This is a genomic window from Diaphorobacter ruginosibacter, from assembly GCF_014395975.1.
In the GTDB taxonomy this organism is placed as follows: domain Bacteria; phylum Pseudomonadota; class Gammaproteobacteria; order Burkholderiales; family Burkholderiaceae_C; genus Diaphorobacter_A; species Diaphorobacter_A ruginosibacter.
This window is the reverse complement of record NZ_CP060714.1, coordinates 1,104,798-1,119,497: the sequence shown is the minus strand read 5'-3', so window position 1 is coordinate 1,119,497 and position 14,700 is coordinate 1,104,798. Positions and strand designations below refer to the sequence as shown.

14 protein-coding genes are annotated in these 14,700 nt (G+C 66.4%); 10 read left to right on the top strand and 4 right to left on the bottom strand.

Features of this window, described 5'->3' with window-relative positions:
- Positions 1-11: 11 nt before the first annotated feature.
- The 4 genes from H9K76_RS05070 (at position 12) to H9K76_RS05055 (ending at position 5,004) form a co-directional block, all read left to right on the top strand.
- The gene (locus tag H9K76_RS05070) at positions 12-1,031 is read left to right on the top strand and encodes an ABC transporter ATP-binding protein (RefSeq protein ID WP_187598472.1); all 1,020 of its coding nucleotides are present in this window, start codon (positions 12-14) and stop codon (positions 1,029-1,031) included.
- Positions 1,032-1,036: 5 nt separating this feature from the next.
- A complete protein-coding gene (locus tag H9K76_RS05065) occupies positions 1,037-1,909 on the top strand; it encodes an ATP-binding cassette domain-containing protein (RefSeq protein ID WP_187600464.1) in 873 nt (290 codons plus the stop codon).
- A 115-nt stretch (positions 1,910-2,024) separates the two neighbouring features.
- The gene (locus H9K76_RS05060; RefSeq protein WP_187598471.1) at positions 2,025-3,515 is read left to right on the top strand and encodes an ABC transporter substrate-binding protein; all 1,491 of its coding nucleotides are present in this window, start codon (positions 2,025-2,027) and stop codon (positions 3,513-3,515) included.
- A gap of 70 nt (positions 3,516-3,585) precedes the next feature.
- Positions 3,586-5,004 (top strand): amidase, encoded by a 1,419-nt coding sequence (locus H9K76_RS05055; RefSeq protein ID WP_187598470.1) that lies wholly within the window; start codon positions 3,586-3,588, stop codon positions 5,002-5,004.
- An 18-nt stretch (positions 5,005-5,022) separates the two neighbouring features.
- Here the strand turns inward: H9K76_RS05055 and H9K76_RS05050 are convergent, their stop codons facing one another.
- Positions 5,023-5,676 (bottom strand): LysE family translocator, encoded by a 654-nt coding sequence (locus H9K76_RS05050; protein ID WP_187598469.1) that lies wholly within the window; start codon positions 5,674-5,676, stop codon positions 5,023-5,025.
- 138 nt (positions 5,677-5,814) lie between these two features.
- Between H9K76_RS05050 and H9K76_RS05045 the strand changes: the two genes are divergently transcribed.
- The 6 genes from H9K76_RS05045 (at position 5,815) to H9K76_RS05020 (ending at position 12,439) form a co-directional block, all read left to right on the top strand.
- On the top strand, positions 5,815-6,417 hold the full coding sequence (locus tag H9K76_RS05045; RefSeq protein WP_187598468.1) for a hypothetical protein: 603 nt from the start codon (positions 5,815-5,817) through the stop codon (positions 6,415-6,417).
- Between the two features lie 163 nt (positions 6,418-6,580).
- Positions 6,581-7,555, top strand: coding sequence for a Bug family tripartite tricarboxylate transporter substrate binding protein (locus tag H9K76_RS05040; protein ID WP_187598467.1), 975 nt, complete (start codon positions 6,581-6,583; stop codon positions 7,553-7,555).
- 105 nt (positions 7,556-7,660) lie between these two features.
- Complete coding sequence (locus H9K76_RS05035; RefSeq protein WP_187598466.1) at positions 7,661-9,769, top strand: acetate--CoA ligase family protein; 2,109 nt, start codon at positions 7,661-7,663, stop codon at positions 9,767-9,769.
- Positions 9,770-9,822: 53 nt separating this feature from the next.
- Positions 9,823-10,563, top strand: coding sequence for an enoyl-CoA hydratase/isomerase family protein (locus H9K76_RS05030; RefSeq protein ID WP_187598465.1), 741 nt, complete (start codon positions 9,823-9,825; stop codon positions 10,561-10,563).
- A gap of 54 nt (positions 10,564-10,617) precedes the next feature.
- Positions 10,618-11,592: a Bug family tripartite tricarboxylate transporter substrate binding protein gene (locus H9K76_RS05025; RefSeq protein WP_187598464.1), complete on the top strand. Its 975-nt coding sequence runs from the start codon at positions 10,618-10,620 to the stop codon at positions 11,590-11,592.
- A 151-nt stretch (positions 11,593-11,743) separates the two neighbouring features.
- A complete protein-coding gene (locus H9K76_RS05020; RefSeq protein ID WP_187598463.1) occupies positions 11,744-12,439 on the top strand; it encodes a hypothetical protein in 696 nt (231 codons plus the stop codon).
- On the opposite strand, the gene H9K76_RS05015 is transcribed toward H9K76_RS05020, so the two are convergent.
- The 3 genes from H9K76_RS05015 to H9K76_RS05005 form a co-directional block, all read right to left on the bottom strand.
- Positions 12,412-13,284 (bottom strand): DUF429 domain-containing protein, encoded by an 873-nt coding sequence (locus H9K76_RS05015; protein WP_187598462.1) that lies wholly within the window; start codon positions 13,282-13,284, stop codon positions 12,412-12,414. The genes H9K76_RS05020 and H9K76_RS05015 overlap by 28 nt on opposite strands.
- The gene (locus H9K76_RS05010; protein WP_187598461.1) at positions 13,284-14,165 is read right to left on the bottom strand and encodes an EamA family transporter; all 882 of its coding nucleotides are present in this window, start codon (positions 14,163-14,165) and stop codon (positions 13,284-13,286) included. Before H9K76_RS05010 ends, H9K76_RS05015 begins: the two co-directional genes overlap by 1 nt.
- A 112-nt stretch (positions 14,166-14,277) precedes the next feature.
- The gene (locus tag H9K76_RS05005) at positions 14,278-14,700 is read right to left on the bottom strand and encodes a BLUF domain-containing protein (RefSeq protein WP_187598460.1); all 423 of its coding nucleotides are present in this window, start codon (positions 14,698-14,700) and stop codon (positions 14,278-14,280) included.

Sequence of the window (14,700 nt, the reverse complement as noted above, 5' to 3'; positions counted from 1 at the left end):
GAGGTATCGCGATGAACGAAGACAACGCACCGACCCGCGAACCACCCCTGCTCGACGTCTCTGGGCTCGGCATCACGCTGCGCACCCATCGGGGGCTTGCGCAGGCGGTGCGCAATGTGAACTTCCAGCTTGCACGCGGCGAGACGATCGGCCTCATCGGCGAATCGGGCAGTGGCAAATCGCTGACGGCCATGGCGCTCATGGGCCTGCTGCCCCAGGGCGCCGCCACCCAGGGCCGCGTGACGTTCGCGGGAGACGACCTGCTTGCGCTTCCCGAGCCCAGGATGTGCCGGATTCGCGGGCAGCGCATCGGCATGATCTTCCAGGAGCCGATGACGGCGCTCAACCCGGTGCACACCATCGGCGCACAGGTGGCCGAGCCCCTGCGGCTGCACCGCGGCCTCTCCGCCCGCCAGGCCCGGGCCGCGGCGCTCGACCTGCTTGATCGCGTGGGCATTCCCCAGCCCGCGCAACGCATCGATGCCTATCCCCACCAGTTCTCCGGCGGCCAGCGCCAGCGCATCACCATCGCGATGGCGCTCGCCTGCAAGCCCGACCTGCTGATCGCGGACGAGCCGACCACGGCGCTCGATGTCACGGTGCAGCAGCAGATCCTCGACCTCATCGCTGACTTGGTCGACGAGCACCGCATGTCGCTGATTCTGATCTCGCACGATCTGGGGGTGATCTCGCAGAACGTGGACCGCATGCTCGTGATGTACGGCGGCACCGTGGTGGAGAGCGGCAGCACCGGACAGGTCTTCGAGCACATGGCCCATCCCTACACCCGCGGCCTGCTCGCGGCGCGTCCGCGCATGGCATCGGCCGACGCGCCGCAGAAGATTCGCCTGAGCACGATCGCCGGCACCGTGCCCGAACTCTCGGACCTGCCTACGGGATGCCCCTTCGCGGGACGCTGCAGCTTCACGGCGGATGCCTGCTGGACAAGCAGCCCGCCCGATGTGCAGCCGCAGCCCGGGCACGTCGTGCGCTGCCTGCGCGATGAGGCCATGAGTGGAGCCGGCGCATGAATGACATGAACGCCACGCATGCAACGCATGCCGCGAGCGCAGCGCCGCTGCTGCGCATCACCGATCTGGAACGCACCTACGATCTGCCGCGCAGCCGCCTTTTCGGCCCGCGCGAGCAGGTGCATGCCCTGCGCGGCGTGAGCCTGTCCCTGAACAGCGGGCAGAGCGTGGGCATCGTCGGCGAATCGGGCTCGGGCAAGTCCACCCTCGCACGCATCGTCATGGCGCTGGATGCGCCGACAGCGGGCAGCGTGGAGTTGGATGGCCGCGACCTGCACCGCATGGATCCCAGTGCCCTGCGCGCCGCGCGCCGCGACTTCCAGATGGTGTTCCAGGATCCCTACGGCTCGCTCGACCCGAGGCAGACGATCGAGCGCATCGTCTCGGAGCCGATGCAGGCACTGCAGCATGCCGCGCGCGACCTGCAGCGCGAGCGCGTGGCCGAAGTGCTCGGCCAGGTGGGCCTGCGCGCAGGCGATGCCCAGAAGTATCCGCACGAATTCTCGGGCGGCCAGCGCCAGCGCATTGCCATCGCACGGGCTCTGATCACCCGGCCTCGCCTGATCGTGGCGGACGAGCCCGTCAGCGCGCTCGATGTCTCGGTCCAGGCCCAGGTACTCAACCTGATGCAGGACCTGCAGCGCGAGCAGGGACTTTCGTATCTGCTCATCAGCCACGACCTCGCGGTGGTCAGCCACCTGTGCAATGAGGTCGTGGTCATGCACCAGGGCCGGATCGTCGAACGCGGCACGCCGGCCCGGCTGTTCGCCCACGCGGAGCATCCCTATACGCGTGCGCTGATCGCTGCCGTGCCGCAGATCGCCCCCGGCGGAGCACGCGCACGGCGCGCAGCGCGCAGGCTGCAGGCATCTTCCTGATTCGTGCGCCGCGGGCTTCGCACGCAAAGCCGTACTCTGTAGTAAAACACGTGCTGAAATCAGGCCGTGCTCCGCACGGGTGCGGCCTGCATGCAACCCTCAGGAGACCCCCCATATGCTCAACCGTCGCTGCATTCTGGCCACCGGCGCGCTGTCCGCCCTCCCCCTCGCCACGCCGTTCTCCGCGCTGGCACAGGCCAGGAAAGACAGCCTCACGCTGGCGCTGGTGCTCGAACCCCCGGGGCTCGACCCCACGGCAGGCGCCGCCTCCTCCATCGCCGAGATCACGCTCTACAACATCTACGAGACGCTCACCAAGATCAATCCGGACGGCAGCGTGTCTCCGCTGCTGGCCGAAAGCTGGGAGGTTTCACCCGACCTGCGCACCTACACCTTCAAGCTGCGCAAGGGCGTGACGTTCCAGAACGGCGAGCCCTTCAACGCCGCCGCCGTGAAGTACTCGTTCGACCGCGCGGGTGGAGACAAGAGCACCAACAAGGACAAGCGCACCTTCGCCAGCCTCAGCACCAAGGTCATCGATGACAGCACGGTCGTCGTGATCAACAGCGAGATCGACCCCGACCTGCTCTTCATGCTGGGCCAGGCCACGGCCATCATCGTCGAGCCCAAGAGCGCGGCGACCAATGCCACCAAGCCCGTGGGCACCGGTCCATACAAGCTCGATGCCTGGGCCCGCGGCTCGTCGATCACGCTGAGCGCCTGGCCGGCCTATCGCCAGGCAGCCAAGATCAAGATCCGGCGCGCGGTGTTCCGCTTCATCCCCGATCCGGCCGCGCAGGTCGCTTCGCTGCTGGCGGGCGACATCGACGTGTTCGCCCGCATCACGCCGCGCAGCGTGGCCCAGTTCAAGGCCAACCCACGCTTTCAGGTGGTCATCAGCGGCTCGCGTGCCAAGACCATCCTGGCCATCAACAATTCGCGCAAGCCGCTCGACGATGTGCGCGTGCGCCGTGCGATCGCCGCCGCCATCGACCGCAAGGCGGTGATCCAGGGTGCCGCCGACGGACTGGGCGTGCCCATCGGCAGCTATTACGTGCCGGGCGCTTTCGGCTATGTCGACACCACGGGAGTGAATCCCTACGACCTGGAAAAGGCCAAGAAGCTGATGGCCGAGGCCGGCGTGAAGACACCGCTTGAGCTCACCATGACGCTGCCGCCCACGCCCTATGCACGCCAAGGCGGAGAGATCATCACCGCAGAGCTCGCCAAGATCGGCATCAAGGTGAAGACGCAGAACGTGGAATGGGCGCAGTGGCTGTCGGGCACGTACGGCAACCGGAACTACGACCTGTCCATCATCTCGCATGTGGAGCCGTTCGACCTGAACAACTACACCAAGCCCGACTACTACTGGGCCTACCAGTCGGAGAAGTTCAACGCGCTCTACGAGAAGATCAAGACCGCAGAGCGCCCCGCCGACCGGGCACGCCTGCTGGGCGACGCACAGCGCATGCTGGCCGACGAGGTGCCGGGTGTCTACCTGTACCAGCCGCAATGGGTGAGCGTGGCCAACAAGAACCTGCGCGGCCTGTGGAAGGACATGCCCGTGTTCGTGAACGACCTGAGCACCATGTCCTGGTCCTGACCCGCCCTGCCATCGCGCCATCGCATTCCGCAGCCAGTTCGGTAACCCCTTCAGCCTGACCTTGCCCGACATGACGACAACCGCCTCGCTTCTCCATGACCTCAGTGCCAGCGACATGCTGGAGGCCTTCCGCACGCGCCGGCTCTCGCCGGTGGATGTCACGCGCGCCGTGCTCGAGCGCGTTCAGCAATGGGAGCCGCAACTGCACGCCACCTATCTCCTGCGTCCGGAGGCCGCGCTCGCGCAGGCCCGGGCCAGCGAGGCACGGTGGATGCGCAACGCACCGCAGGGCCTGCTCGACGGCGTGCCGGTCACCATCAAGGACAACATTGCCACCCAGGGCGATCCGACACCGCTCGGCACGGCCGCGGTCGAGCTCTACCCCGCCAGCGCGGATGCCCCGCCCGCCGCCCGCATGCGCGAAACCGGTGCCGTGATCTTCGCGAAGACCACCATGCCCGACTACGGCATGCTGTCGTCGGGACTGTCGAGCTTTCATGCGCTGGCGCGCAACCCCTGGGACACGGACAAGGGCCCCGGAGGATCAAGCGCCGGTGCGGGCGCCGCCGCCGCCGCGGGGTACGGACCGCTGCACCTGGGCACCGATATCGGCGGCTCGATCCGCCTACCCGCAAGCTGGTGCGGCATCTTCGGCCTCAAGCCCAGCCTGGGACGGATTCCCATCGATCCGCCCTACACCGGGCGTGCCGCGGGCCCCATGACGCGCACGGTGACCGATGCGGCGCTCGCCATGCAGGTGCTGTCGCAGCCGGACACCCGCGACAGCATGAACCTGCCATTCCAGGACATCGCCTGGCACGAGGCGGCCGATGCCACGCCGGAGTTCTTCAAGGGCAAGCGCATCGGCCTGCTGCTCGACGCGGGCTGCGGCCTGCCGCTGGATGCCGAAGTGAGGGCCGCCATCGAGCACGCCGCGCGGCTCATCGAGGCGGCGGGCGCACAGATCATCCCGATGAAGCCGTTCATGACACCCGCGATGCTGGAGGGCATGGACCACTTCTGGCGCATGCGCTCGCTGGCCGACATGCGCCTGCTGTCGGCCGAGCGCCTGGCGAAGGTGTTGCCCTACATCCGCGAATGGGCAGAGAGCGCAGCCTCCTTCACCGGCGCACATGTGTTCAACGCCAGCCAGCAGTTCCACGTCACGCGCGTGGTCACGGTGAAGGCCTGCAGTGCGTTCGACTATGTGATCTCACCCGTGGCTCCACATGTGGCCTTCAGGGCGGAAGACGCCTCGCCCACCAACGATCCGCTGCGGCCCCTGGAACACATCGGCTTCACAGTGCCGTTCAACATGTCGGAGCAACCCGCATCCTCCATCAACTGCGGCTACACGGAGGCCGGGCTGCCGATCGGCCTGCAGATCGCAGGCGCACGCTTCGATGACCTGGGCGTGCTCAAGGCGTCCCGCGCATTCGAGCAGATGCGCGGCGGGCAGCACCCGTGGCCCGAACCTGCGCAGCGGTAGGAGCTCCGGAATCTCAGCTCAGCGCTGCGAGGTCGCCAGCTTCACCGCCAGTCCCACGAACACGATGGCGGTGATCCTGTTGAGCCACCTCTGCCCCCTGGCGGAGCGCAGCAGCAGGTTGCCGAACACGCCGGAGAAGATCGCGATCGAGCCGAACACCAGGAACGTCGCCACGATGAACACCGCGCCGAACACGAAGATTTGCGGCGCCACCGGCCCCAGGGAGGGATTGGCGAACTGAGGCAGGAAGGCCAGGAAGAAGATCAGCACCTTGGGGTTGGTGAGGTTCATCACCACGCCGCGCAGCACCATGCGCATGACATCGGATGCCGAGGCGCGGGGCTCGGACGAAGGCGAACCCACCGCTTCCTCATGCTTCACACCGACCGGTGCGCGCCATGCACCCCATGCCAGGTAGATCAGATATGCCGCGCCGCACCACTTGAGCACGTCGAACGCGATCTCGGATGCGGCAAAGACGGCGGCCAGCCCCAGGGCAACGGCCGTCGTGTGGCCGATGATGCCGATGCACAGCCCCACCACCACCGCAATGCCCATGCGCCAGCCGCGCTGCGCCGACTGCAGCAGCACGAAGAGATTGTCCGGCCCCGGGCTCAGGCCGAGAAGGACGGCGACGCCAAAGAAGGTGAGCAGTGTCTGGAGAGTGGGCATGATGTGCGGACGCGGGCGAATGACCCTTGCATTCTGCACCGAAGCGCCCGCAGCGGCGGGAGAAGCCGTCGCACAATAGAGGTCCTGCCCCCGCTTTGGTTTCCGCGGCGGGCAAACACTTCACCCGAACGCATATCCATGGATCCGATTCTTCTGGTGCTGCTCGCAGCAACGGCCTCCTATTTCGTCAACGCCAAGCAGCAGCGCCAGCGCATCGCGGTGCTCGCCGAGCATCTGCAGCCTTTCCAGATCGAAAAGCACATCGAGTCGCTCACGCAGGGCTACCTGCGCGCCATGGGCGAGAAGGAGGACGAGCGCAGGCTGCAGGTGCTCGCGCTGCTCGGCGACAGCGAGCAGTCGCTCGTCGGCCAGTTCGGGCGCTTTGCCACCTCGTTCCAGAAGGTGAGCGAGCCCATGGCGCGCGTCAGCAAATGGCCGGTGAGCCTGCCCTTTGCCACGCAGATCGTGCCCGCCAGCACCTTCGACATGCGCAAGGCGCTGCAGATCCATGCGCAGGGGTTCGAGCGCGTGGTGCGCAACGAGGCGGGCCGCACGCCTCGCGACAGGGCCTTCATGATGACCGCCGAAATCCTGCTGATGCAGCACACCTGCCATTGGTATTGCAAATCCAGGTCGGTGGCGTCGGCGCGCATGCTGGCGCGCAACAAGACCCCGCACGATCAACTGGTGCAGTCGGTCTCGCCGGAAACGCGTGCGGCCTATCAGGCCCTGATTCGCTGAGGTGCGCCGAGGTTCTCCGCACTCCGTGACGGCTTCAGGGAAGCCCCTGCCTGAAATGGAATTCAGATAAGAATATTTCCAAATATTGGAACACTGGTTTACGAAATAGACCTTTTGGTTCTACGATGTCTCCATTCCTGAGCAAAAAGGAAACGGAGACAACGTGAAGCAGCCACAGCGTTCGAGGTTGCTGGCACTTGCGGCGCCAGCACTGATACTTGCTCCCTTCGCCACGCGTGCCGAGTCCCCCTGGCCGGCGTCGCCGATACGGCTGGTCGTGCCGTTCCCCCCGGGCGGCTCGTCCGACATCCTCGGGCGGCTCATCGCCGACCGCCTGAGCAAGGACCTGCACGCCAACATCTTCGTGGACAACCGGCCCGGCGCCACCACGCAGATCGGAACGGAGCATGTGGCGGGCGCGGCACCCGATGGCAACACGCTCCTGCTCGCCGCCGCCTCCAGCTTCACGGTGCTGCCCAATCTGCGCAAGCTCAGCTACAGCCTGCAGAGCTTCGAATCGGCCGGCGGCATCGCCGACTACATCGCGGTGATGGCCGCGCGCAAGACACTGCCCGTGACGACGTTACAGCAGTTCGTCGACCATGCGCGCCAGCAGTCCAACCCGCTCTCGTTCGGTTCCGCGGGCGAAGCCTCGCAGGGACACCTCTATGGCATGACGCTGGCGCGCGATACGAGCATCCAGGTGCAGCATGTGCCCTATCGCGGCTCGGCGGCCGCGGTCAATGGACTGCTCGCGGGCGAGATCGACTTCATCATCGACGGAGCGGTCACGCCCATGGTGAAGGCGGACAAGGTCCAGCCCCTTGCAGTGTTCTACAAGCGCCGCCATGTGGAGCTGCCCGACGTACCTACCGTGCTGGAGGCAGGCTTTCGCATCAAGTCGACCAAGGGTGCCGGCTGGGGACTGCTCGCGCCCAAGGGCACGCCCCGGCCCATCATGGACCGGCTCGCGCAATCGCTGCAGAAAGTGCTGGAGCAGCGCGACGTGCAGGACGCCCTGGCGCGCGCCAACTCCACGGCCGCATGGCAGGCGCCGCAGGAATTCGTCCAGAACATCGATGCCGACCGCCGGCTCTACGCAGAGCTGCTGCCCGCCATGGGCATCAAGGAAAACTGAGGTCGCCCCGCCGCGTCGCATCGCATCGCTCCGACGAAACGGCGGTCGCGCTTCTTTTCTTGCTTCTTGTCCGTTGTCTCCTCTTGCCAGTCTTTTGGGAACGCCATGAAATCTGCAGCCACCGTCAGGGAAATATTGCACCCGAAAAGCGTCGCCATCGTGGGTGCCTCCGAGAGCCTCGACAAATGGGGCGGCCGCCTGCTCAGCTACATGCTGCGCCACCGGCTCGATGGCCGGCTGTATCCGGTGAACGCCCAGGCGAGGGAACTGATGGGCGTTCCCTCCTATGCGTCCGTACTCGAATGTCCCGGGGACGTCGACCTGGCGATCCTGCTGGTGCCCCATGCGCATGTGAAGAAGACGGTGGAGGAATGCGTCGCCAAGGGCGTGAAATGCGCGCTGTGCATCACTGCGGGCTTTGCCGAAGCGGGCCCCGCAGGCCGTGCGCAGGAGGAAGCGCTGGTCGCCATCGCACGCGCGGGCGGCATGCGCCTGATCGGCCCGAACTGCATGGGCCTGATGAACACGCAGCACAGCCTCTGCGCCACCACCGGCGTGGTGATGGGATCGATCGAATCACTGCCCAGGGGCGGCATCGGCCTTGCCAGCCAGAGCGGTGCAATGATGGGTGCGATGATCTCGCGCGGCGTCGATATCGGTGCGGGCTTCTCGTCCACCATTTCGGTGGGCAACCAGGCCGATCTCGACCTCAACGACTTCTTCGAATACCTGATCGACGACCCGTTCACCGATGTCGTCTGCCTGTACATGGAAGGCGTGAAGAATGCACCGCGCTTCACCGCCCTGCTCGCAAGGGCGGCGGAGGCCGGCAAACCGGTATGCATCGCCAAGTCCGGCCGCAGCGAAGCCGGTGCCAAGGCCGCCGCATCGCACACCGCAAGCCTGGCGGGCGCCTGGTCCGCATTCGAGGCAACGTGCAGGCGCTGGGGCGTCTACCTGTTCGACAACGTCTACGATCTGCTGCACGGAGCGCAGCTGCTGCAGCGCGGCAAGCGCGCGGCTCCCACGGGACGCGTGGCGGTTTTTTCCGGCTCGGGAGGCGGTGGCGCCCTGCTCACCGACGAGGTGGACACCACCGCTGGACTGCGCCTTGCGCAGATTGCGCCCGCGACGCAGGAGCGCCTGCGCGAGGTTCTGCCCGAGACCCATCGCCAGCTGCCTTTCGACTTCGGCATGCTCAACCACCAGGCCGCACCCGACCCGCAGGTCGATGGTGGCTCGGTGGGCCTGGCACTCGATCGCGCGATGGCCGACGACCACGTCGATGCGGGAATTCTGCTGCTCACCACGCAGCCGCAACAGGAGCGCGTTGTACAGGCGGCCATCTCAGTGGGCGAGCGCAGCGGCAAGCCCCTGCTGTTCGTACAGGGCGCGGGCAATTTCGGCGACCTCGCGCGCCAGAAGCTGCGGGATGCAGGACATGGCTATCTCGACAGCACGCATGACGCGGTCCGTGTCGTGTCCGCGCTGTGCGGCCGCCTGCCGCCGGAACCCGCATCCGCTGCGGCGCACCGGATCGATGCGCCGACGGGCCTGCCCCCGGGCTTTCTCACCGAACCCGATGCGCGCCGGCTGCTCGAGGCCGCGGGCATTCCCACCACCCACTGGCGCTTCGCCCGCAGCGCCGACGAGGCCGTGCGTGCTGCGGGCGAGATCGGCGGCGCTGTCGTCATCAAGGCCGTCAGTCCCCAGATCGTCCACAAGAGCGACGTGGGCGGCGTGGTGCTTGGAGTGCAGGGCGAACAGGCCGTGCGCGAGGCCTGCACGAAGATTGCACATGCCATCACGGCCGCCCATGCGGAAGCGGTGCTCGACGGTTACCTGGTCACCGAAATGTGGCGTGCCGATACCGAGCTGATCCTCGGCATCCAGCGTGACCCCGATTTCGGTCCGCTCGTCATGGTGGGCGCCGGCGGCGTGCTGGTCGAGCTGATGAAGGACGTGCAACTCGCGCCCGCCCCGATCTCTCATGCGGCCGCGCTCGCCATGCTGCGACGGCTGCGCAGCCTGCCGCTGCTCACGGGCTACCGGGGCCGCGCACCAGCCGACCTGGACGTGATCGCCGACGTGATTGTCCGGCTGGGCGAGCTCGCGCTCGGCCTGGACGGCCGCGTGCAGGAACTCGACATCAACCCGCTGTTCATTGCAGGCGGCCGCGTGGCCGCAGCCGACGCGCGCGCCGTTCTGAGTTGATCCGACCGGCGCATCGACAGATTTTCACGACCATCACAGGAGACCCATCCACCATGTCCGCCATCCTCTATGAAACCAATGACGGCATTGCGCTCATCACCATCAACCGTCCCGAGGCGCGCAATGCCATCAACAACGACGTAGTCCAGGGCCTGCACGAGGCCTGGCGCCGCTTTGCCGAAGACGACGATGCACGCGTGGCGGTATTGGCCGCGACGGGTGACGCGGCATTCACCGCCGGCGCCGACCTCAAGGACATGCCGCGCGACATCTGGTACTCCATGCCCAATCTCTCGGTGCCGACCGACAAGCCCATCATCTGTGCGGTGAACGGGTTCGCCGTCGGCGCCGGCTCGACCATCGTCATGCTGGCCGATCTGGCGATCGCCGAAGAGCAGGCGCAGTTCATCTACCCCGAGGCCAAGATCGGGGCCTTCGCCGGCGTGATGGCGGGCTTTGCGCCGCGCATGCAGTACAAGGCCGGGCTCGAGTGGCTGCTGACCGGCGATCCGATGACCGCGCAGCGTGCCTACGAAATCGGGCTCGTCAACCGCGTGGTGCCCAAGGGCCAGGCCAAGGCTGCCGCAATGGAGCTGGCGGGCCGGATCGCGCGCAATGCGCCGCTGGTGGTGCAGGCGATGAAATCCATCTCGCGCAGCACGATGCCCAAGTCGTCCACCGAGCTTTACTACCCGCAGCGCCGCATGCTCGACGCGATCGCCAACAGCGAGGACATCCAGGAAGGCGTGTCCTCGTTCAAGGAAAAGCGCGCGCCCCGGTTCAAGGGACGGTGACCGGAAACCGCCGCCCCTGGCCTTCCAGCCTGACCACGCGATAAGGAGCCTCCCATGAGTCTGCAGCGCCGCCATGTCCTGCTGTTGCCGGCAGCCCTTTTCGTTCTGAACATCTCCCGCGCTGCATTCGCGCAGGGAGCGAAGCACTGGCCCGACAAGCCGATCCGCTTCATCACGCCCTACCCTCCGGGCGGGTCGTCGGACATCATCACCCGCATCGTGGCACAAGGGATCGCGCAGGGGCTGGGCCAGTCCATCATCGTGGAGAACAAACCCGGCGCGGGCGCCACGCTGGGCACGGAGTATGTCGCACTGGCACCGCCGGATGGCTACACCTTCCTCGTCGCCCCGATGGCCACGGTGACGATCGCCCCCTGGCTCAAGAAGCTGCGCTACACCAGCGAGAGCTTCATCCCGATCGCCAAGCTCAGCTCGTCCTACGGGCTGGTGTCCGCGCGCAAGGATGCCCCTTTCAGCAACTACGGCGAATTCGTCGCCGCTGCCAAGGCGAATCCAGGCAAGTTCACGTTCGGCTCGAACGGCGTCGGCTCCGTCGTGCACCTCACGGGCGTGCTGCTGCACAAGCAGACGGGTGTCGACGTGGTGCACGTGCCCTACAAGGGCGCCGTGGAAGCGGTCAACGACATGCTGGGCGGGCGCATCGACGTGATGTACGACCCGGTTCCCGCTCCCTATGTGAAGTCGGGCCAGCTCAAGGGACTGGCAACGGTCAGCCCGATTCGCAACCCGCTGCTGCCCGATCTGCCCACGCTCCGGGAACAGGGCTTCAACACCAATGCTTCAAGCTGGTTCGGCCTCTTCGCACCCAAGGACGTTCCCGACGACATCGTCGCGCGCATGGCGCAGGAGGCCCGGAAGGTCATGACCTCGGAGGCGGTGAAGGGACCGCTGCAGGCGGCCTCGATGTACGCCGATTTCGAGGATCCGCAGACCTTCATGAAGCGCGTTCAGGGCGATGCGCAGTATTTCGGCGACGTGATCCGCAAGGAAAACATCAAGGCCGATTGAGACGCGGCCTCCCCGTCCCGCACGGTTCACCGTCGGCTTGTAGGACAATCCCGGGCCTTGTCGGACAACTATTGCCGCACAGCGCATGCATCCCTCAGAATGCCTACGCACAGGGGTTGCATGCAGCAACGCCGCATTTCCAACGACGACAATGACCGAATCAGCCACCCCCTCCGCATGGATTGCCGCCGGCGTCCAGCATGCCGTGCTCTCGCGCACCATGCCCGCACTGCGGCACGAACTGGCGGGATCGGTGTCCGTGCTGCGCATGGGGCTGGCCGTCGTCAAACGCAAGCTGGAGCTCACGACCGATCCCATGGTGGATTGCGATGCCATGTCGCAGCGCGTGGAGTCGCTCGAAAGCGGCATCACGGACTTGAGCCAGAGCCTTCGCAGGCTTCGTCATTGGGACAAGCCTGCCGATGAAATGCTGAGCCTGCGCGCGCTGGTCTCCGAGGTGTGGGAGCTTGCCCGCCCCTTTCTCGCGCTGCGCAACATCGAGCCCGCGGAGCTGCCCGACGAGCATGCGGCATGGTCTGACGAGCCAGTCAGGCCACAGCCGCTGATGTACATGCTGCTCGCCTGCATCTACCACCTTGCCGAAGGCTCGGGACACACGCCCCGGCGCCTGATGCTCACCGTGAAAGGCGCACGGCTCCAGGTATCCGGCGATACCGGAGATACCAGCGAAGGCCTCGCTGCGGCTTCTACGGAACCTGCGCGTGCAATCTCCAGCACCCTGCAGACACCCCCCATCGATCGCTTCGCGCTTCAATGCCTGGCAGAGTCGTTGCACGGCCGGATCGAATTCAGCGCGGATCAAACCGTATCACTGCAGGCGGGCTGAACGCCCGCGATCCAGCCTTCGAGCGGATCCATTCCGGGCGGCAGGCCGTAGAGCGCATCCCCGGCAAGATAGCGCCCATGCGCCCATCCAGCGGCCAGCATGCACAGCACCGCATCGACGCTGTCGCCACGTGCATCCTCCACCAGTTGCGCGCGCTGCGGCTGCGTGAGGCGCACGCGCAGGCCGCCCAGCATCGCCAGCGGACGCTCGATGGCCTCGACCAGATGCTGCCGCGCCGCACTGCGCTCGGGGGTCTGCCGCGATCGGTCATCGCTCTTGTAGCTGCTGCGCCCGACCAGTTGCCGCGCAATCCAGCCGGGATAGGCCTCGAGGGCAACGCGGCCGGAGTCCCCCGCATGCAGACCCGGCAGATGGACGCCGGCATCGAGCAGCAGGGGCACGCCCGCATGCATCATGAAAGCGACCGGAGGATTCACCCATTTCATCGAGGGGCTGGAGCCTGCGGGCCCATCGGTTACGCGATGCGCGAACTTGCCGCCCGCGGGCCTGTGCGCGCAGAAATCGGCAAAGCGGTCTCGAATCTCCGCACGGCTGAGCGATGCATAGTGGCGCATGCACGGCTGCCACTGCATCGGCCACCCCTGCGCGACCACCAGTTCGCGGGGCAGGCCGAAAGGCAGATCGAAACCTCCGACCCACGCGCCTGCCTGCGTGAGCCAGGCCGCGAAGGCTGGCAGGGTCTCGAAGCTTTCCAGCGCCAGCAGCCGTATCGCCCGGCTCTGCGGGTTCTGCGCATCCCACTCCCCACGCGCCAGCATGATGGGCTTGCGGCGCGAAGGACTGCTTGAGAAGTCGCAGCCCACGAGTTGCGGCTGCGCGGGCATCACCCCAGTCCCAGCGCCGTGACGCCGGCGGCGATCAACACCGCCCCGAAGATGCGCGCCTTGCGGTCGCCTTCCTTGAGCAGGTGGCCGCCGATCAATGCGGCGAACAGCATCGACACTTCACGCGCCGGGGCCACGTGGGACATGGGCGCATGCTGCATGGCATAGAGCACCAGCACATAGGCGATCGGGCTCACTGCCGCGACAAGCAATGCGTATTTCCATTGCGCCTTCCACAGCGGCATCAACTCCCCGGGCTTGCGGAAAGCCACGGGCGACAGCAGCACGATGCGCACCAGGTTGCCCATGTAGTCCACCAGGATCGGCGACAGCAGCATGACCTTGACCGCATAGCCGTCGACCACCGTGTACGACGCAATGAACACTCCGGTCAGCACCCCGTACAGCATGCCCTTGTGGACACGCGTGCGTGCCACCGGATCTTTCGCCGCGCGCAGCAGCCCGGGACCGCCTGCGATCAGGAAGACGCCACCCACGACGCCCGCAATGCCGAGCGCCCCGAGGGCCGAAAGGTGTTCGCCGAGAAAGGTGATCGCCACCATCGACGACAGCAGCGGCCCCGTGCCGCGAGCCAGTGGATAGACCACGGTGAGATCGGCCTTGCGGTAGCCGCGCAGCAGCACCACGTAGTACAGGACGTGCAGCACGCCGCTCAACGCGACGATGCCCCACTCCTTCGCGCCCCACAGCGGCACGACGTCACGGCCCAGCCACCACCCGAGGGGCGCCCAGACCACCATGTTGAGGATCGAGGTGAAGAAGGCGAAGCGTGAATCGCCGCCCGCGCGTTTCGCCGCGATGTTCCATCCTGCATGGATCAGCCCCGCGACGATGATCAAACCGAAGGCCGTCAGTGACATGCGTTGAGTTGGCGTTGTGTGATTGTCTGCATGTGCTTGAATGCGGGTCCCTGCCGTACCCGTGCGTCATGTGTACCGCCTCTCTTCCACCGGGGAAGAAGGCGGCAGGTGTTCAGGCGCGGCCGATGACCGAGGCCGTGGCCATCAGTTCCTCGAGCAGTGCGAAGGACACCTTGCCCGAGGTGGAGTACGGATCGAATTCCGGACGTTCCGAATACTTCAGCACGATCGAGTGATTGAGCTTGGCGAGGTTCACGTGCCCCATCGTCCAGCCACCGAAGCGGCGCTCCGAGATCTCCTCGAACGACAGGAGCTCCACATCCTTGTGGCGCGCATCCGCCTGGATCGAACCATAGAGCTCGCTCACCGTCGAGCGGCCGCCCTCGATGGCCTGCAGGAAGATGCCGCCGCCATAGCACAGCACGCCGGTGATGCCGCTGGCCGGGTTGTGCGAACGCGACTGCGTGAGGATGGCTTCAATCGCCGCGGGGGATGTATCCACCGCGCGGCTCACATACAGCAAACGCACGAGCAT